Origin of the sequence: Archangium primigenium (assembly GCF_016904885.1) — a bacterium.
Classification (GTDB): domain Bacteria; phylum Myxococcota; class Myxococcia; order Myxococcales; family Myxococcaceae; genus Cystobacter; species Cystobacter primigenius.
Genome location: NZ_JADWYI010000001.1, coordinates 8,985,717 through 9,003,711, shown reverse-complemented (window position 1 = coordinate 9,003,711; position 17,995 = coordinate 8,985,717). Strand labels below are relative to the sequence as shown.

Below are 17,995 nucleotides of genomic sequence, written 5' to 3'. Positions count from 1 at the left end.
GCTCGGGACTCAGTCGTCGTGGTGGTCGAGGCAGCCGTGGGCGTTCTGGTCGGGCAGGCCGAACCAGATGCGGTCGTAGTCGACGACGCCGCTCGCGTAGAGCCGCTCGATGTCCTGGTAGTTGGCCTGGAAGCGCGGGTCGATCATCGCCATGTTCGCCATGGTCGGCAGCGCGTCCTTGCCGGCCGCCCGCGCCGAGAAGCGGAAGAGCGCCCAGCGCACGCACAGGTCCCGCTCGGCGGCGAAGGCCTTGGCGTAGATGTCCAGCACCTGCTTCTTGTCCTCGGCGAGCGACAGGTCATGCGCCACCACCCGCCGCACGTGCTCGCTGCCCTCGGTGGACAGCAGCCTGGCCAGCCGCGCGGTCGACTTCGCGTCGAGCGGCGCGTCCGCGTGCATCTCCATCTCCAGCGCCAGGTAGCGCACGGGCTCGTCCTGGGACTCGGTGCCGATGGTGAGCAGCTTGTCGAGGTAGGGCTTGGCGGTACCCGTGCGCGCCAGGTCCTCCATCATCACCCGGCCGATGGCGCGGGTGGCCACCCAGCCCGCCTCCCCGGACGCGGCGTCCTTGGCGAAGTGGCCGAGGCGCTCGAGCTGGTGGGACTCCAGCCGGTGCAACTGCTGCACGCCGTCGAGGTAGCCCGCGCGGCGCTCCAGGTCCATCTTCGGATCGAGGCCCAGGTCGATGAGCCGCTCGGCCACCCGGGGCTTGAGCAGCGCCGAGGCGCCCCGGACTCCGGCGAGGAACAGCTTGAACTCTTCCGGAGGGGCCTCGCGCGCCCACTCCAGCACCTCCAGGGCCCGGCCCTCGTCGCCGCCGATGAGCTCGGCGAGGCGCTCCTGGAGGTAGGCGAGCACGTGCGGGTCGTTCGAGGCGATCAGCGGCCCGGCCCACGCGCGGAACGTGTCGATCGTCACCGCGTCATTGAAGCGCGCCAGGTCCGGCCAGCACGTGGTGGCGCTGAAGCGGGGGGCCTTCGCCTGGGCCTCCTCGGGGCCCGCGGCGGGGGCCGCCGCCCGGGAGGGGCCCGTGGAGGGCGCGGGGGGCGGGGCCGCCGCGGCCTGCTCGGCCGGACGGGCCTCCTCGGTGCCCTGGATGATCACCGCCACGGCCGCGACGACGGCCGCGATTCCCACGGCGACGGCGATCCGCGGACCCCGAGGGGTCGGTTTGCGCTCGGAAGGGGCGGCGGAGCGGGGCGGGGCGTCGGAAGTCATGGGGTCCAGGGCTGGGGTTGCACTGGCTAGGAGCGGCCCCGCCGACCCTCATCCCGGAAAAGATTAAAAAATCATTTTCTGATTATTTCCCGGAACTCCCCGGAGGTCGTCCGGGACAGCGCCTCCCGGAACCGACCCGTCCGCGCGGCCACACAGACCGTGAACCCCTCCAGCACGCCGCACGTCAGACGCTCGCCCATCCGCCGCATCCAGCCGTGCCGGGACGCATCCACCACATAGAGGGTGTCCTCGGAGAGCCGCCCGCCCTCCAGCGTGGCCTCGAGCGCCGCGCAGACCTCGGCCACGTGCCGCTCGTCCAGCCGGGCCGAGTAGCCACTGTTGGTGCTCAGCCCCCGGCGGTAGGCGAGGTCCCCGAAGCGCAGGTACTCGTCGTCCGGGAAGGTGTTGCGCACACACGGCACCCCCGAGCCATGAATGGACGGCGGATAGAGGACGATGTGCCGGTAGAAGGAATCCACCTGGGCCCACTCCGGGGCGCGCAGGCGGCGCCAGGGGTCCTCCAGGAAGCGGATGCGCCGCCACAGGTCGGGGGTGTCCAGGGCCTGCAGGAGCACGGCGACGCCCAGCACGGCGGTGGCCACCCGGGGCCGCGTGCGGGTCCGCCACAGCACCAGCGCGAGGATGCCCGTCATCAGCGTGTAGTGGAGCACCCAGATGAAGCGGCCCGAGGAGCGGAACGCGCCGAGCAGGGGCAGCAGGGGTTTGACCAGCGAGCGCAGGGTGAGCACCTCCTGGCCCGCCACCGTCATGACCGACGAGAAGGCGAGCAGCGCGCAGAGCAGCGCCACCCCCACGAGCGGCGCATGGGCCCGCACCGCCGCCCGGAGCGGGGGCCCCCACGACACGCGCCGGCCCACGAGCGCGCCCACGCCGAGCGCGAGCACCCCGGTGCCCAGATAGCCAAAGCCCTCGTACTGACCATCCCCGCTGGGCAACGAGGGCAGCACGCGGGTCCAGCCCCGGGGATTCACGAGCGTGAGCAGGTCGGCGCTGAAGAAGCCGAAGCCGCCCGCGCCACTGCTCACGCCCTGGCCCACGTAGCCGAAGAGCAGGAACAGGCCGCCCACGAGCACCCCCACACCCGCGAGCCCCGCTCCCACCGCGCGCCAGGACAGCCGCCGCGTCCGGGCCACGTCCAGCGCGAGCGCGAGCGTGAGCCCGAAGACCATCACCTCCAGATAGGGGTGGATGCCCGAGGCCAGCGCGTTGACACCCGCCGCCTGGCCGAGCGCGCGCCACGCGGCCCGGGCGTCCTCCCGCGGACGCAGGTTCAGGTAGAGCATCGCGAGCAGCAGCCAGTGGGCGCACAGCGTGTCGTGCTCGAAGCGGAAGAGGAGTACGGGCGACATCACGAACAGGGCGGAGCCGAGCAGCCGGGGCAGGGCGCGGGGCGTGAACAGGCCCACGAGCTTGACGCCCATCCACCCCTGGAGCGCGAAGCACAAGAGCAGCCACGGCCCGATGAACTGGAAGTCCCGGGGCAGCCAGCGCGAGAAGGGCTTGAGCAGGAGCGACACCCAGGGATTGGCGTCGGAGAAGCCCACCGTGGTGAGCAGGGGCCGCATGAGGCTGGGGGTGCGCCCCAGCGGCAAGCCCCACGGGGCGTCACGGAAGTGGAGCCAGCCGAGCGTGTGCTGCGCGAGATCGCTCGCGCCGAGCCAGTCCAGGTAGGTGGGGTCGAGGGTCCGGCCGCCCCCCACGGCGATGAACCAGAGCGCGCCAATGAGCGCTCCGGCCCAGGGGAGCGCTCCGGATGTCCTGGAGGAGATGCGGTCGTGTGGCACGGGGACTGCTTGACGCAGAATTCCGCCGATGGCGAGCGAGATTCTCAGATGCTCAACCGCCATCGAGGACGAGCCTGCCCAGGTCCAGGTCCTTCTCCTGTTCCACGGACACGGTGCGCTTCAGGGGCACGGCGCCCGGCTTGGAATCAATTTCCGACAGCTCGAGCGTGAGCGGGCCCGTGCACCAGAACTCCTGGACGAACCACCCCTGGGGGCTCGCCCGGGCCAGGCCATTGATGGTGTAGACGGTCACGGGTGAGCCGTCCGCGTGGATGAGCTTGCCTCGGACGACGGCCTTCTTCACCAGGACGGCACGCACGTCCTGAGTCCCAGGTGCCAGGCGCACCCCCCGACGTCCAGGTGGTGGGCCCGAGCAGGCCAGCACGAGTCCTTCCCTGGACACCTTCAGCTCGGCGTCGTCCGGAACCTGTTGGAAGGAGAAGCGGCCATCGGGTCCTGTCTTCCCCCCGAGGGGGCCCCCACAGCGCAGCACTTCCGCGCGCAGGGGCGAGACGACCTCGACGACGGCGCCCTCGACGGGCTGTCCTCGCGAGTCCACCACGACCCCGGAGAGCGCATGGCCTTTCTCCAAAACCAGACGGGTGTCCGCCCCCTGGGGTCCGACCGTCACGAGTGTCGTCGCGGTCTGGGTGATGTCCCCGAGGATGAACTCGGCGGTGAGCCGGTAGCGTCCCTCGGCGGGCGCGCGCAGTTGGAATTGGCCCCGTGCGTTCGTGTGGCCGTACGTGAGATGCCGTTGTGCGTCGCCAGGGGCCTCGGGCCACAGGGAGACCTCGACGCCAGACAGGGCCAATCCCGTGTCGTCCACCACCTCGCCTCGGAGGGTGGGCAGCCGCTGCACGGACAGACGCAATTCCGCGGGCGCGGTGACCTCCACCGGGGCCTGGGCCTGGCTGGTCCGGCCCATCACCTGCAAGTGATAGCGCCCCACCCGAGGCACATCGAAGGCGAAGCGCCCGTCCTGTCCGGAATCCGTCCGGAGCGTCTCCGCGAGCGCGGGCGACGTCAGTTGAAGGGACTCGTCCGCGACCGGTTGTCCGTCTTCGTCCACGAGCACGCCGCTGAGCACCGTCGCGGGGGCGAGGGTGAAGTCCTGCTCACGGGCGCCTCGGGTCAACTCCACCTCCTGACTCTCGGAGTCGAGATGACCCGCGGCGCCGGCGTGAACCCGGTAGTGGGCGGGGACGAGGTCTTCGAGGACATAGGCGCCGTGTTCATCCGTGCGTGCCGACCCTCCGAGCGCGTTGCCCTCCTCGTCCGAAGGCGCGACCTCGGCCTCGACGTGCGCGTCTGGAATGGGCCGACCCGTGGGATCCCGGACGACCCCTCGCAGTGCGACGGCGGGGGCCATCTCCACGGTCAGCGTGTCCGCCGACTCTTGCGGGTCGACCTCGAGGCTGCTCATCAATCCCGGGTGTCTGGCTTCGAGGGTGTAGTGTGGCTGGGCGGGCAGACCCTCGAAGGCGAAGTGTCCGCGCGCGTCCGTGCGCACGCTCCGCGCGAGGGCATCGCGGTAGCAATGGACGCTCACGCTCGCGTCCCCCACGGGCCGCCCCTCATGCAGGACGACGCCGGAGAGATCGCGGGGTCGGGTGAGCACGGGCTCCAGGCGCAACCGGGGCGCATGGGCCTTGAACTCGAAGGTGGTGGGGCTCAGTCCCGTCCGGGTGACGACGAGGGTGTAGTCGCCCCGGGGAAGGGTGCCCAGGTCGAACTGTCCCGCGCCGTCCGCGAGCGCCTCGAAGAAGCGGCTGTGCCGCGTGTAGATGGCGGTGACGAGCGCTCCCGGAATGGGCGCCTCGTCCTCGCCGCGCACGACCCCCGAGACCCGCGCACCCGGGTCGAGTTCGAGCGCGAGCTCCTCTTCGCCCGCCCGCACGTCGTGCCGGATCGCCACGCCCTCGGTGGACTCCACCCAGAGGGTATAGTGGTCCGCCCGAGGCACCTCGAGGGAGAACGTGCCATCCGACGCGGACGTGCCCTGGGCGAGCACGGGGACCTCGCCCGCGCGCTGGGCCACGAGCTCGAACAGCGCGTGGGGGTTGTGGCACTCGAGCAGCGGAAGATCGATGCCCTCGTGGCACGGCAGCGCCGACAGCGACTCCCCGGCCACGGACGTGGTGGCGAGCACCCGCGCACCGGCCACGGGCCCTCGGGTGTCCTTCACCCGGCCCCGGAGGCGCACGGCTTCGGTCGGCGGCACGCTGGCCGTCAGGGGAGACGTCGGGTCAATCCTTGGGAAGACGCCCGTCACGGCGGCTCTCCCTGCTGCCACGGGCGGAGGTGTCCGCGTGTCTCGCCACAGGGCCAAGGCCCCGGCGAGCACCAGTAGGGTGGCGACCCCCCACATCCACGCTTCGCGTCTCATGGCGATGTCTCCCGGGGCCCAGTCCAGATCAGGGAGGGAGGGCGAGTCAAACGCCGCTCTTCGGCCCCGGGTCATTCCAGGTTCAGGCCTCCGTCGATGCTGGTGGGCTCGGGCCGTGATTTCGGGACCGGCCAGAGGCACTGGCCTTTGTAGGCGACTGTTTGAGGAGGGCAGTCCGGGGGGTGTTGTTTGACGAGGGAATGCCAGCACCCGTCGGACAGCTCCACCTCCAGTCCCTTCGTACACGGCGCCCGCTTCTGATTCCGCACGGGGAGGGGCGCCTGTTCGGGCTGCACGGAGAGCGGATCCACGCGGGCCTCCGCCGTCCACCCGGCGTCTGGGAGGGGCGCCTCCGGGGGAGGCCGGGGCGCCTGGCCCACGGGGAGCAGCAGCCACGCCATCGCGGCGGCGAGCACCAGCCGACGAGGCCAGACGTGATGCCGACGCGGGGGAGTCGGCGACTCCGAGGTCCAGGCGGGGCGGGGCCTGGGCGGCCGGAGGATGTCTTGCTGCTCCCGCTCGAAGATGTCCGCGTCCCACGCGGCGTCTTCCTGTCGGGCCACCGCGACCAGGGCGTCGTGCAGGGCGGCGCCGCTCGGGTAGCGCGCCCGGGGGTCCTTCTCCAGCAGCCGGACGATGACCTCGCTCAAGGCCCGAGGCACCCGGGGATGGACGAGCGCGGGCGGGACGGGCCGCACATGGACGATGGCGGATTGCAGGACATCCGGAGGCCACCACTCGGGAAAGGGGTAATGCCCCGTGGTGGCCCGGTAAAGACAGACCCCCAGGGCATACAGGTCATCGGTGGGTTGATGGGCGTAATGCGTGCCGGGATGCTCGGCGCTCCGCCAGAGGAAGTTCACGGCCTCGGGGCTGACGAGGTAGCGCGTGGCCGGGGGCAGGGGGCCGGTGGTGAGCGGCGGGGCGTTCGGGTACCAGCCCACGCCGAAGTCGAGCAGCACGGGCTCTCCATCCGAGGCGCGTACCTGGATGTGCTCGGGCTTGAGGTCGCGGTGCAGGACGCCCCGGGCGTGCAAGTCTCCGAGGGTCCGCGCCACCGTGGCGCCCATCGTGGCGAGCCGCCGGAAGGTGGCTCCGGGTGACTCGGCCCAGACATCCAGGGCCTGGCCGGGCACCCAATCCATGACGAAACCCAGACGGCCCTCGCGAGGATGGGGCCAGCGGGCGCAGCCATGGAAGCGCACCACATGGGGATGCGCGGCCCGGCCCATCATCAGCGTGATTTCCCGCTCGACGCGTTCGTCTCGCGCGTGCAGCGCGAGCTTGAGCGCGTAGAAGTCACCGGGGCGCGCCATGTCCTCCACGCGGTACACGGCGCCCTGGCCGCCCATCCCCAGGCGTTCCACCACGCGCCAGGTGCCCACCTGCGTTCCGGGGGCCAGGGGCGCGTCTTCAGGACTTCGGGTCACTCGTTCACCTCCGCGTGCATCCGTTCGCCTGGGGGCGAGCGGATACCACGAGGTGACGGCGGAAGTCACGTCCGGGCGGAGGACCTGGGAGGCCGCTACCCGCCGCCGTAGGGCTTGGTGATGGCCTCCATGTAGTGGCCCGAGGGATCCTGGAAGTAGACGCCCCGGCCGCCATGGTCCGTGTTGATCTCCCCGGGGTGCTGGCCGCGCGGGTCGGCCCAGTGCGGGATGCCGCGCGCGCGGATCTTCGCGATCAGCGCGTCGAACACGTCGTCCGACACGAGGAAGGCATAGTGCTGGGAGGCGATGTCCTCGGTCGTGTCGATGTAGTCGAGCGACACGCCATGGGCCAGCTCCACCACCAGGAAGTGCCAGGCCGGTCTCGGCTCGGGCAGCCCGAGCAGCTCGGCGAGGAAGCGCGCGGAGCGGACCTTGTCCTTCGCCGCGACGATGGTGTGGTTGAACTGGACGCTCATCAGAAGGCGCCGCCGAGCGCGAGGGACACCCGGGGCGTGATGCTCCAGCCCTCGGGCTCGTACCCGCCCAGCAGGGAGCCGAGCCCACTGCCGACCTGGCTCGCGAGGAGGCGCCCCACCGCTGGCCGCGAGTCGGTGTCCAGGTGGTTGAAGCGCGCCACGAGATCCACGCCCACCTGCACGGCCAGGCCCGGCCCCAGGATGGCCGTGTAGCCCGTGCGCAGACTGCCTCCGTAGCTCACCGTCCGTCTCCAGACCTCCTGGACATCGGGTTGAGGTGCGAGTGGGTAGAAGCGCTCCGTGGTGTGTTGCGTGGAGACCTCCAGGTGGGGGCCGATCCAGAACCCCTCGGGAGCCCGGCCGGAGAGGTAGACGTGCACGCCCGGCTCCAGGGACAGGCCTTTGCGCTCGGTGCCGAGGTCGGTGGACTCGCGCGCGGGCATGAGCCGCGCCGTCACCCGCGCCGTGCCCGCCACGGTGAGCCGGGGCGTCAGCGTGTGCTCCGCGTCGAGCGCGACCGTGTCCAGCAGCAGGTCCAGCACCCGCGCCATCACCAGCGTGCGCGGCCGCGGCGGCGCCTCCTGTTCCTCCTGGGCCGCGCCCAGGCCCGGTGCCAGCAGCAGCATGATGCCCGCCGCGCGGGCCCCCCACGTCGTCTTCATCGTCTTCTCCAATTGAACCCGTGTGTCTCAGACCTCCGGACCGGTGGGCCCGGAGGCGTGTGGATCCCGCTCCTCGCGCTCGAGCGAGTCGGGGAGCAGGGCGTGGGCGAGGATACCCACGAGCGCGGCGAGCGCCATGCCGTGCAGCTCCAGGTGCAGCCCGCCCACGCTCACCGGCACCTTGGCGCCGCCCAGGCCGAGCACGAGGATGAGGCTCACCACGATGAGGTTGCGGCTGTGGGCGAAGTCGATGCGCGCCTCGGACAGCGTGCGGATGCCCACCGAGGCGATCATCCCGAAGAGCAGGATGCTCACCCCGCCGAGCACGCCCGGCGGGAAGCTCTGGAACACGGCGGCCAGCTTGGGTGACAGGCCAAAGAGCAGCGCGAAGCCCGCGGCGATGCGCAGCACGGCCGGGTCGTACACGCGCGTGACGGCGAGCACGCCCGTGTTCTCCGCGTAGGTGGTGGCCGCGGGCCCGCCGAGCGCGGCGGAGGTCATGTTGGCGATGCCATCGGCGAACAGGGTGCGCGGCAGGCCGGGCGACTGGAGGAAATCCTTGCCCACCACGCGGCCATTCACGATGACGTCGCCCACGTGCTCGATGAAGGTGACGAGCGCCACCGGGGCGAGCACGAACACCGCCGACCACGACAGGCTCGGCGCGTGGAAGGGCGGCAGGCCCACCCAGGCCGCGGCGCGGATGGCGTCGAGCCGGGCGGGCTCCACCGCCCCCAGCGCGAGCGCGGACAGGTAGCCCACCACCACGGCGACGAGGATGGGGATCATCTTGAAGAGGCCGCGGGCGAAGACGCTCGTGAGGATGGCGGCCAGCAGCGTGGTGACGGAGAGCCCCCAGTGGCTCTGCGCCTGCTGGATGGCGACAGGGGCCAGGCTCAGGCCGATGACGATGATGACCGGGCCGGTGACGACGGGTGGAAACACCCGCTGCACCCGCGCCACGCCCACCGCCTTCACCGCCGCGGCGAAGACCACGTACATGGCGCCCGCGGCGATGAGCCCTCCGCCCACCGCGCCCGGGCCCTCGGACTGGAGCACCGCGATGATGGGCGCGATGAAGGCGAAGCTGCTGCCCAGGAAGATGGGCACGCCCCACCCGGTGAGGGCGTGGAAGAGCAGGGTACCCAGCCCCGCGCCGAACAGCGCCACGCTCGGGTTGAGCCCGGTGAGCAGCGGCACCAGGACGGTGGCGCCGAACATGGCGACGGTGTGCTGCAGGCCCAGGACGACCTTCTTGCGCAGGGGGAGAGGCGTCATGTCGCCCGCCATAGCCCAACCCCCCGCGTCCGGCGACTAACCGGCGACATTGTAATTTTACTCCTACACTGCATTTTCCTGCTGTCTTTCCCGGATTAGTCGGTTAGAACTCCAACCGTCGCTCACGCCCTGAGCGGCGGGTTCTCCGGAGTTCCGGCGTCTGGCCGGTGTCTTGGGTTCCTTGTTCGTGGTCACTCCACAAGGAGAAAGCCTGTGAAGAATCAGTCCCTTGGATGGTGGGTGCTTCTCGGAATCGCCGCGTCGGCGTGCGGCGGGGTCTCGGAACTGGAGGCCGAGAAGGTCCAGGATGGCGTGGAGCAGAACGCGCGCTACACGGCTCAGGACGAGGGACAGACGGGCGACGAGGGCGGCAGCGGCGACGACGACGGTGAGCTGCCGTGGTGGGGCGAGGGTCCGCCGCCGTGGTGGAACGGCGGCGACGAGCCCGGTGATGGCGGGACGGGTGGCGGTGACGAGAACCCGGGCGGCGGCGAGGGCGGTGACGGCGGCACGGACGGGGGCGGCACGGACGGGGGCGGCGACGGTGGCACGGAGAACCCGAATCCGCCCAACCCCCCCAACCCGCCCAACCCGGAGCCCCCGACGCCTCCGGCGCCCAACCCCTGCGCCCAGGTGGAGCTGGGTGAGTACAACCTGTTCGTCAAGGGCAACTACACCCAGGGCCACGACGTGCAGGGCAAGGTGGCGGCCGGTGGCGACGTCTCGATGACGTACTTCGCGGTGGGCGGCAGCCTCGCGGCGAACAACACCAGCAACGTGCTGGTGGCGGGCGGCAACCTGTTCGTCAACAGCGGCTCCATCTACGGCAACGCCTACTACGGGGGCTACACCACCGCGGGCCAGAACGTGACGGTGCACCGCGGCACCCTGAGCAAGGGCACGCCCATCGACTTCGCCGCGCGCTTCACCCAGCTCGAGGCGCTGTCCGCGCACCTGGCCAGCAACCCCAACCCGACGGGCACCACCCGCATCGAGACCTGGGGCGGGCTGTTCCTGGAGGGCAACAAGCCCGGCGTGAACACGTTCAACGTGGACGCGAGCACCTTCGGCCGCACGGTCTATTTCAACATCAACGCGCCGGCCAACTCGCGCGTCGTCATCAACATCCGGGGCGCCTCCGCCCGCTTCGCCAACTTCGGTCAGTCGTTCAGCGGCGGCATCAACCAGAAGGGCGTGCTCTTCAACTTCGTGGACGCCACGAAGATCGAGGCCACCAGCTACGGCTTCTGGGGCACCATCCTCGCGCCCTACGCGGACATGACGTTCAACAACGGCAGCTGGGATGGCGGCATCTACGCCCGCTCGCTGACGGGCACCGCCGAGGGCCACGTCAACCCGCTCGACAACTTCGAGTACTGCAAGCCGGGTGGCGGGGTGTAATCCCACGCGCCGCGAGGCCCTGACGTGAACGACCCCGGAGCGCCACGTGGCGCTCCGGGGTTTTCTTTTGCCCCTTAAGCGCGGCGCGAGCGCCTTCGGGCCACGAGCAGCAGGGCGCCCAGGGCGAGGCCGCTGGGGAGCGCGCCGCCCGTGGCACAGCCGCCCTTGTCGGTGTCGGAGAGGGGAGGGCTCGTGGGCGCGCGCCGGCCCGTGCCGCTCACCGTCAACGTGGAGTCGGGCGTGCGCTGCTCCGCGAGCCACACCTCCACTTCATCCCGCAGATTGCCTTCCGCCTGGGGCTGGAACGTCACCGGCAGGGTCACGCTCGCCCCGGGCGCGAGGGGCTCGGCCAGTGGGGCATCATCCACCAGGAAGGACGCGCCGCTCGCCTCGCGTGGCTTGAGTGTCACGCGCTGGGGCTCGTTGGAGACGTTGGTCAGGGTGACGGCGCGAGGCTCGGAGCGCTGGCCCACCTCCACCTCTCCGAAGTCCAGGGCGCGTGCCGAGGTCTGAATGGAGTGGAGGCTGCCCTGGCCGCGCAACTCCACCTGGGTGCTCGGGCTCACGGGGTCGTCCGACTCCAGGCGCAGCAGGGCCGTGTACGCCTGGTCCCCCGATGGCAGGAAGACCACGTTCACCTCGAGCCGGGCCTCGGGCGCGAGGGTGTGGGGCAATGCGATGGGGTCGAGGGTGAAGGCCGCCCCCTGTGGGCCCTCCAGACGCAGGGTGCGCAAGGTGAGGGGGCTCGTGCCCGTGTTCTGGAGCGTGAGGCGCCGGGGGGCGGCGCTCTGATTCACCCGGATCGCGCCGAAGTCGAGGGACGTGGGGGTCAGTTGGGCACGGGGCGCGAGTCCCCGGCCATCGAACCTCACGGCACTGCGCACCTGCTCCCCGTCCTGCGTGTAGGCGATGGGGATGGCGAAGAGGGGGGGCAGGGGCGCCGTCTCGGTGGGAGAGAACGTCACGGGGACGGAGAGCTGGCTCTTGGCCTTGAGCCGCAGGGGCAGGGCGAGGTCAATCGAGACGCCCATGGACGTCCAGGCGCGCGGGGCGAAGTCGAGCCCTCCCGTCAGGAAGCCGATGGAGCGCAGCTCCACGTCGTCCTCACCCAGGTTGGAGAGGGTGAACACGCGGGATGCCGTCTGCCCCACGAGGACCGCGCCGAAGTCGATGGCGCGGGGCTCCGCCTCCAGTGAAATGCCGCCGCCCTGGCCCTGGACGGACAGCGCCACGAGCGGGGGGGCGGCGGCGTCGGTCTCAAGGGTGAACGTGCCGGAGGTGTCTCCCTCCGCCCGGCTCACGACGACGGGAGCGCGGGCACCCGGGGCGCTCGCCGGAAGGGCTCCGGCGGTGGTGCTCCAGGCGAACAGGACTCCCAGACAGGTCCAGCGCGAACGGCCTGATCGATACATGCGGCTTCCCCCAGAATGGATGCGTTCAACCCGGGAGCCGTGGGGCTCCCGGGCGTGCCCATCCTAGGGGAAAAGCCCTCAACTCCAGTCGGAGTGGACGAAGCCGGCGTCGGGGCGGTCCCGGCGCTGGTAGGTGTGGGCGCCGAAGGCGTCGCGCTGGGCCTGGGTGAGGTTCTGCGGCAGCTCCGCGCTGCGGTAGCTGTCGAAGTAGGCGAGGCTCGCGCTGAACACGGGCGTGGGGATGCCCAGCCGCGTGGCCACGCCCACCGTCTTGCGCCAGGCGGGCGCCAGCTTCGCGAGCACCGGGGCCATGTTGCCCGCGAGCATCAGGTTGGCCAGGTCCGGCTGCTGGGTGTAGGCCTCGCGCAGGGGCGTGAGCAGCTGCGCGCGGATGATGCAGCCGGCCCGCCAGATGCGCGCCAGCTCCGCGAGCGGCACGCTCCACTTGTACTCGCGCGAGGCGGCCTGGATGAGCCGCAGGCCCTGGGCGTAGGTGGCCACGCGCGCGGCGTACAGCGCGTCATGCACCCAGGCGGCCAGGTGGGCCTTCTCCTCGGCGGACAGGGACTCGCCCGAGGGGCCCGCGAGGACGCCACTGGCCGCCACGCGCTCGTCCTTGAGCGAGGACAGGTTGCGCGCGTCGAGCGCCCCGGCGATGGACGGCAGGGCCACGCCCAGGTCCAGCCCCACCTGCACCGTCCACTTGCCGGTGCCCTTCTGGCCCGCCTTGTCGAGCACCTGCTCCACCAGGGGCGTGCCCGTGTCCGGGTCCTTCTTGCGCAGCACCTGGATGGTCGTCTCCAGGAGGAAGGACTCGGCGATGCCCTGGTTCCACTGGGTGAAGAGGTCCGCGAGCGCGTCCGCGGACAGTCCGAGCCCCCGGCGCAGCAGGTCATATGTCTCCGCGAGCAATTGCATGTCCGCGTACTCGATGCCGTTGTGCACCATCTTCACGAAGTGGCCCGCGCCATCCGGGCCCACGTGGGTGACGCACGGCGAGCCATCGCGCTTGGCGGCGATGGCCTCCAGCACGGGGCGCACCAGGGAGTAGGCCTCGGTGGGGCCGCCGGGCATGAGCGAGGGGCCGTGGCGCGCGCCCTCCTCGCCGCCGGACACGCCCATGCCCATGAACTGCAGGCCCTTCTGCTTCCACGCCGCCTCGCGCCGCCGGGTGTCCTGGAACCAGGAGTTGCCCCCGTCGATGACGATGTCCCCCGGCTGCAGGAGCGGCTCGAGCCGCCCCATCACCGAGTCCACGGGCGCGCCCGCCGTCACCATCATCAGGATGCGGCGCGGGCGCTCCAGCGCGGCCACGAAGTCCTCGAGCGCCGCGTGGCCGTGGAGGCTCGGCGGCGCGCCCTTCTGCTTGAGGTCCTCGAAGCGCTTGGGCTCGATGTCCCAGACGGCCACCCGCACGCCCTGATCCGCCACGTTGAGCGCCAGGCTCTGGCCCATCACACCCATGCCCAGCACGCCGAACTGCGCCTGTTCCCGCTGCATGCTCCCGCCTCCCGCGTTGTCGGGGCCCGCCGCGGCCCGGTCCATCATCCACTCCGCTTGCCGAACCCGGGCCGCGGGCAGGTCCTCGCCCGCGCGAAAGCGCGCCACGATGTCGCGCTTGCCCGCGCCGGTGACCAGGCCCAGCACCTTCCGGGCCGCCTGGAGCACCGGCAGCGTGAGCGTCATGCGCCACGGGGGCGGCTTGGGGCCCACCACCGCGAGCACCCGCCGCCGCCGCTCCTCCAGCGCCGTGTGACCCGGGAAGAGCGAGGCGGTGTGCCCGTCCTCGCCCATGCCGAGCACCACCACGTCCAGCACGTCCGGCAGGAGCGCCTCGTAGTCGCGCGCCGCCTGATCGCGGTCCGTGCGCTCACCCTGCATGCGGAAGACCTGGTGGGCCTGGATGCCCAGGGGCTTGAGCAGCGTCTCCTCCGCCAGCAGGTAGTTGCTGTCGGGGTGCTCGGGCGGCACGAAGCGCTCGTCCACGAAGTAGAAGTCCACGAGCGCCCACGTCACGTCCTGCTTCACGAGCTCCCGGTACACCTGGCCCGTGGTGCTGCCCCCGGACAGGGCGAGGCTCACGCGCTGGCCGCCCGCCATGGCCTCGCGCAGCGCGTGCGCCACCCACCGGGCGCCCTCGGGGCCCAGTGCTTCCTTGTCCATCACCCGCGGCGTGGCGCTCATCCCTTCAGCTCCATCCAGCGCCGGCCGTCGCGCGCCATCAAGTCCCTCGCGGCATCCGGGCCCTCGGTGTTCGGGGCATAGGTGTGCATGGTGCCGCCCTGGCTCGAGTCCAGCGAGTCGATGATGGGCGTCACCCAGGCCCACGCCTGCTCCACGCTGTCCTGACGGGCGAAGAGCGTGGGGTTGCCGCGCATGGCGTCGAGCATCAGGCGCTCATAGGCCTCGGGCACGGGCTTGTCGAAGCTCTTGGCGTAGTCGAAGTCCATGGTGACGCCGGCGATGTTGATGTCCTCGCCGGGCACCTTGGACTCGAAGCTCAGCGCGATGCCCTCGCGCGGCTGGATGCGCAGCGTGAGCACGTTGGGCTGCAGGCGCTGGCACGTCTCGCTGGTGGTGAACAGGCAGTGCGGCACGGCCTTGAAGTGGATGGACACCTGCGTCACGCGCTTGCCCATGTTCTTGCCCGCGCGCACGTAGAAGGGCACGCCCTGCCAGCGCCACGTGTCGACGTACGTCTTGAGCGCCACGTAGGTGGGCACCTTGGAGTCCTTCGCCACGCCCTCCTCGCTCCGGTAGCCCTCGTACTGGCCCTGCACCACGGAGTGGGCCACCTCGCCGCCCTCCATGGGGCGCAGCGCGCGGAACACCTTGTTCTTCTCGTCGCGGATGTCCTCCGCCGCGAAGGAGATGGGCGGCTCCATGGCGCACATGGCGAGCACCTGCAAGAGGTGGTTCTGCACCATGTCCCGGATGACGCCCGTCTCGTCGTAGAAGCCGCCCCGGCCCTCCACGCCCACCTTCTCCGCGGCGGTGATCTCCACGTGGTCGATGTGCTGCCGGTTCCACAAGGGCTCGAAGATGGCGTTGGCGAAGCGGAAGACGAGGATGTTCTGCACCGTCTCCTTGCCCAGGTAATGGTCGATGCGGAAGATCTGCTTCTCGTCGAGCACCGCGCCCAGGGCCCGGTTGAGCTCCTTGGCCGTCTTCAAGTCGCGGCCAAAGGGCTTCTCCACCACGATGCGGCGCCAGGGCTTCTGCGCGTCCTCGGCGCGCTCGCGATAGAGCAGCTTCGCGCCCGCGAGCCCGTCGAGCAGCTGGGTGAAGGTGGAGGCGGGCGTGGCCAGGTAGTAGAGCTGGTTGCCCTGGGTGCCATAGCGTTTGGCCGTGTCGTCCAGGTGCTCGCTCAGCCGCTTGTAGGAGTCCGGGTCGTCATAGGCGCCCGACAGCATCTCCAGCCGCGAGGACAGGGTTTGCCACGCCGCCTCGTCCAGAGGTTTGGTGCGAGCATATTTCTCCAGTCCTTCTCTCACCTGGGCGCGCAGCTTCTCCACGTTGTGTTTTGAGCGGCTGAAGGCCACGATGGCGAACTGTTCGGGCAGGGAGCCCTGGCGGGCCAGCTCGAAGAGCGCGGGGAAGAGCTTGCGCTGGGCGAGGTCTCCCGTGGCCCCGAAGAGCACCATGATGCAGGGGTCGGGTCGGCCCGCGCGCAGCAGGGGATCTCCCTCTCGGGGATGGGTCTCGATGTGCAATCCCGTGTCTTCCATGTCGCCCTCCAGCGGGTAGGTGGGGAGTGAGATGCGCTCGTCCCCACGTCGTCGCGGCCATAACGCGCACGGACGCCATGCGCCAGAGCCATGTCATCTCGCTCTGTGCTATGCGGGACGACGCAACCGTTCGCCGGATGACGTGTGGTCCACCCTGGAGTCCCCCCCTCCAGCAGGAGTTCGCCATGTCCGAAGCCGTGCTGGCCCACCAGGTGCTGCAAACCATCCTCCGGCGCGGTGGACTCTGGACGGGTTCGCGCATTCGTGTGGTGCGCGGATGGGTGGCGGAGACCGACTCGGTGTGTCCCGAGCGCTTGTCCACGCACTTCGCGGCCCAGGCGCGGGGGACCCGGGCGGAGGGGGCCCGGCTCGCGCTGAACGTCATCCACGTGGAGGCGAGGTGCCGCACTTGTGGCCGCACCTACGCCCCCGTGCACTCGCTGTTGCGCTGCCCGGTGTGCGGCAGCGGCAACGGCGAGCAGTTGGGACAGACGGGGCTGTCCGTCACCGCCATCGAGGTGGAGTAGGCGCCGTCACAAGCCGAGCGAGCGCATCGCCGCGCAGCGCTCGAGGTTGAGCGGCGAGCCCGGGGCGACGTGCGTGTCGAGTCCGAGCACCGCCTCGTGCTTCGGGGTGAAGGCGGGCCACGCGGGGGCGCCCGTGCCGTTGGGGTCGCCCTGGGCGGCGAAGCGCGTCCAGTAGCCGATGATGGTCGAGGACAGGGCGCGCTCCGCGTCCGAGTCCAGGGCATAGCGGCCCTTCTGGAGGCCGAAGACGAAGGGCAGCTCCGCGGAGTGGTAGGACCCGAGCTTCAGGAAGCGGCCGAAGAAGCTGCCGAAGGCCCGCTTGGGTGCATAGGTGAAGGCGTAGACGTGCACCGGCGCGCCGCGCGCGCTCACCACCTGGGCGAACTGGTGGGTGGGGCAGCCGAAGATGGCATCGCCCAGCATCTGGCTGAACGCCGCCTTGGGCGAGTCGTAGTCGCTCGCGGGGTAGAGCTTGAGCAGTGCCTCGGCGTGCGCGGGCGAGCGCGTGCGCACCGCCTGGGCGTACTGCTCCGGCGTCTTGATCTCCGCCTTCATCGTGAAGAGGGTGCCCTCGTCCTTGTTGCTGCCGATCAGCACGGGCAGCTCGGGGACCTTCCCCGCGGACAGGAGCTCGGCGGGGGCCTGGGGAAGCACCGCCCCATCCACCACCGGCGCGAAGCTCACGTGGGGCTGGAGCAGATCCAACGCCACGCCGCTGGCGCCGAGCACCTGCTCGGGGCTGCGCGCGCGCAGGCACGCGGCGAGGTCCCCCTCGGTGCAGCCCAGGTCCCGGGCGAGGCGCTCGCCGCGCTCCTCGGCGCTGTCCTCGATGCCGGGCGTGCCCGGGTCGCGCAGGGGCGTGCTGCCCAGGTAGCAGGTGCCGCTCTGGGCGATGAGCCGGTGGAACAGGCCCTGGGCGGCGGGCGACAAGAGCTGCAGGCACGCGGAGATGGCGCCCGCGGACTCGCCGAACAGGGTGACGCGGGTGGGATCTCCCCCGAAGCGCGCGGCGTTGTCCCGCACCCACTCCAGCGCGAGCCGCTGATCCATGAGCCCGTAGTTGCCCGAGCTCCGGGTGTCCGTCTCGGCGCTCAGCGCGGGGTGGCCGAGGAAGCCCAGCGCGCCGAGCCGGTAGTTCATGCTCACGACCACCACGCCCGCCTGGGCCAGGGAGTAGCCGTCGTACAGCTCCTGGCTGGAGGCGCCCATGGTGAAGCCGCCGCCGTGGATGTAGACCATGACGGGCAGGGGCGCCGGGGGCTGGAGCGCGGGCGTCCACACGTTGAGGGACAGGCAGTCCTCGCTCGTGCCCTTCACCGGCTCGCCCTTCTGGAAGTCCACCTGGGGGCACATGGGGCCGAAGTGGGAGGCGTCCCGCGGGCTCGTCCAGGGGGAGGCGGGCGCCGGGGCCCGCCAGCGGCGCTCCCCCACGGGGGGCTCGGCGAAGGGGATGCCGAGGAAGGCGGCGCTGCCATCCTCATAGGCGATGCCCTGCACGGGGCCCGCGGCGGTGGGGACCACCGGAGCGGGGCCCGGGGCGGGGCGGGGGCCCGAGTGGGCGCAATGGGTGAGCAGCAGGGGGAGGGCGAGCGTCGCGAACCACTTCGCGGAGGCGGTCAGTCGCATGCGGCCCTTTAACCTATTGGACGCTCGCTTGTTGGGGCGGGTA

At 71.1% G+C, this 17,995-nt stretch carries 13 protein-coding genes; 2 read left to right on the top strand and 11 right to left on the bottom strand.

The genetic code is table 11. The annotated features are described in order from the left end of the window. Nucleotides 1–9 precede the first annotated feature (9 nt). The 7 genes from I3V78_RS36915 to I3V78_RS36885 all read right to left on the bottom strand — a co-directional run bounded on the left by I3V78_RS36915 (nucleotide 10) and on the right by I3V78_RS36885 (nucleotide 9,258). Nucleotides 10–1,137 carry a hypothetical protein gene (locus I3V78_RS36915; protein WP_338023830.1) on the bottom strand — a complete coding sequence of 376 codons (1,128 nt, stop codon included), beginning with the start codon at nucleotides 1,135–1,137 and terminating at the stop codon, nucleotides 10–12. 152 nt (nucleotides 1,138–1,289) lie between these two features. Next, complete coding sequence (locus I3V78_RS36910; protein WP_204495456.1) at nucleotides 1,290–3,023, bottom strand: DUF6311 domain-containing protein; 1,734 nt, start codon at nucleotides 3,021–3,023, stop codon at nucleotides 1,290–1,292. A gap of 52 nt (nucleotides 3,024–3,075) precedes the next feature. Beyond that, nucleotides 3,076–5,247 carry a carboxypeptidase regulatory-like domain-containing protein gene (locus I3V78_RS36905; protein WP_204495454.1) on the bottom strand — a complete coding sequence of 724 codons (2,172 nt, stop codon included), beginning with the start codon at nucleotides 5,245–5,247 and terminating at the stop codon, nucleotides 3,076–3,078. A 236-nt stretch (nucleotides 5,248–5,483) separates the two neighbouring features. Beyond that, nucleotides 5,484–6,842 carry a serine/threonine protein kinase gene (locus I3V78_RS36900; protein WP_338023829.1) on the bottom strand — a complete coding sequence of 453 codons (1,359 nt, stop codon included), beginning with the start codon at nucleotides 6,840–6,842 and terminating at the stop codon, nucleotides 5,484–5,486. 95 nt (nucleotides 6,843–6,937) lie between these two features. Then, the gene (locus tag I3V78_RS36895; RefSeq protein WP_204495452.1) at nucleotides 6,938–7,318 is read right to left on the bottom strand and encodes a VOC family protein; all 381 of its coding nucleotides are present in this window, start codon (nucleotides 7,316–7,318) and stop codon (nucleotides 6,938–6,940) included. Then, nucleotides 7,318–7,980 (bottom strand): DUF3575 domain-containing protein, encoded by a 663-nt coding sequence (locus tag I3V78_RS36890; protein WP_204495449.1) that lies wholly within the window; start codon nucleotides 7,978–7,980, stop codon nucleotides 7,318–7,320. Before I3V78_RS36890 ends, I3V78_RS36895 begins: the two co-directional genes overlap by 1 nt. Before the next feature lie 27 nt (nucleotides 7,981–8,007). Beyond that, nucleotides 8,008–9,258, bottom strand: a complete 1,251-nt coding sequence (locus I3V78_RS36885) for a uracil-xanthine permease family protein (protein WP_204495448.1) — start codon at nucleotides 9,256–9,258, stop codon at nucleotides 8,008–8,010. A gap of 240 nt (nucleotides 9,259–9,498) precedes the next feature. Between I3V78_RS36885 and I3V78_RS36880 the strand changes: the two genes are divergently transcribed. Next, the gene (locus I3V78_RS36880; RefSeq protein WP_338023828.1) at nucleotides 9,499–10,659 is read left to right on the top strand and encodes a choice-of-anchor A family protein; all 1,161 of its coding nucleotides are present in this window, start codon (nucleotides 9,499–9,501) and stop codon (nucleotides 10,657–10,659) included. A gap of 74 nt (nucleotides 10,660–10,733) precedes the next feature. Here the strand turns inward: I3V78_RS36880 and I3V78_RS36875 are convergent, their stop codons facing one another. The 3 genes from I3V78_RS36875 to zwf all read right to left on the bottom strand — a co-directional run bounded on the left by I3V78_RS36875 (nucleotide 10,734) and on the right by zwf (nucleotide 15,799). Continuing rightward, complete coding sequence (locus tag I3V78_RS36875) at nucleotides 10,734–12,071, bottom strand: choice-of-anchor D domain-containing protein (protein ID WP_204495446.1); 1,338 nt, start codon at nucleotides 12,069–12,071, stop codon at nucleotides 10,734–10,736. Nucleotides 12,072–12,149: 78 nt separating this feature from the next. Beyond that, a complete protein-coding gene (gndA, locus tag I3V78_RS36870; RefSeq protein ID WP_239576933.1) occupies nucleotides 12,150–14,255 on the bottom strand; it encodes an NADP-dependent phosphogluconate dehydrogenase in 2,106 nt (701 codons plus the stop codon). Then, complete coding sequence (gene zwf, locus I3V78_RS36860; protein ID WP_204495444.1) at nucleotides 14,252–15,799, bottom strand: glucose-6-phosphate dehydrogenase; 1,548 nt, start codon at nucleotides 15,797–15,799, stop codon at nucleotides 14,252–14,254. Before zwf ends, gndA begins: the two co-directional genes overlap by 4 nt. Before the next feature lie 185 nt (nucleotides 15,800–15,984). On the opposite strand from zwf, the gene I3V78_RS36855 reads away from it, so the two are divergent. After that, nucleotides 15,985–16,326 carry a hydrogenase maturation nickel metallochaperone HypA/HybF gene (locus I3V78_RS36855; protein WP_204495442.1) on the top strand — a complete coding sequence of 114 codons (342 nt, stop codon included), beginning with the start codon at nucleotides 15,985–15,987 and terminating at the stop codon, nucleotides 16,324–16,326. Nucleotides 16,327–16,332: 6 nt separating this feature from the next. On the opposite strand, the gene I3V78_RS36850 is transcribed toward I3V78_RS36855, so the two are convergent. After that, nucleotides 16,333–17,952, bottom strand: a complete 1,620-nt coding sequence (locus tag I3V78_RS36850) for a carboxylesterase/lipase family protein (RefSeq protein WP_204495440.1) — start codon at nucleotides 17,950–17,952, stop codon at nucleotides 16,333–16,335. Nucleotides 17,953–17,995 lie beyond the last annotated feature (43 nt).

Bases quoted from the DNA above. Each gene is read 5' to 3' on its own strand.
- I3V78_RS36895 (WP_204495452.1), bottom strand. From the start codon at position 7,318: ATGAGCGTCCAGTTCAACCACACCATCGTCGCGGCGAAGGACAAGGTC.
- I3V78_RS36890 (WP_204495449.1), bottom strand. From the start codon at position 7,980: ATGAAGACGACGTGGGGGGCCCGCGCGGCGGGCATCATGCTGCTGCTG.
- I3V78_RS36885 (WP_204495448.1), bottom strand. From the start codon at position 9,258: ATGACGCCTCTCCCCCTGCGCAAGAAGGTCGTCCTGGGCCTGCAGCAC.
- I3V78_RS36875 (WP_204495446.1), bottom strand. From the start codon at position 12,071: ATGTATCGATCAGGCCGTTCGCGCTGGACCTGTCTGGGAGTCCTGTTC.
- gndA (WP_239576933.1), bottom strand. From the start codon at position 14,255: ATGAGCGCCACGCCGCGGGTGATGGACAAGGAAGCACTGGGCCCCGAG.
- zwf (WP_204495444.1), bottom strand. From the start codon at position 15,799: ATGGAAGACACGGGATTGCACATCGAGACCCATCCCCGAGAGGGAGAT.
- I3V78_RS36855 (WP_204495442.1), top strand. From the start codon at position 15,985: ATGTCCGAAGCCGTGCTGGCCCACCAGGTGCTGCAAACCATCCTCCGG.
- I3V78_RS36850 (WP_204495440.1), bottom strand. From the start codon at position 17,952: ATGCGACTGACCGCCTCCGCGAAGTGGTTCGCGACGCTCGCCCTCCCC.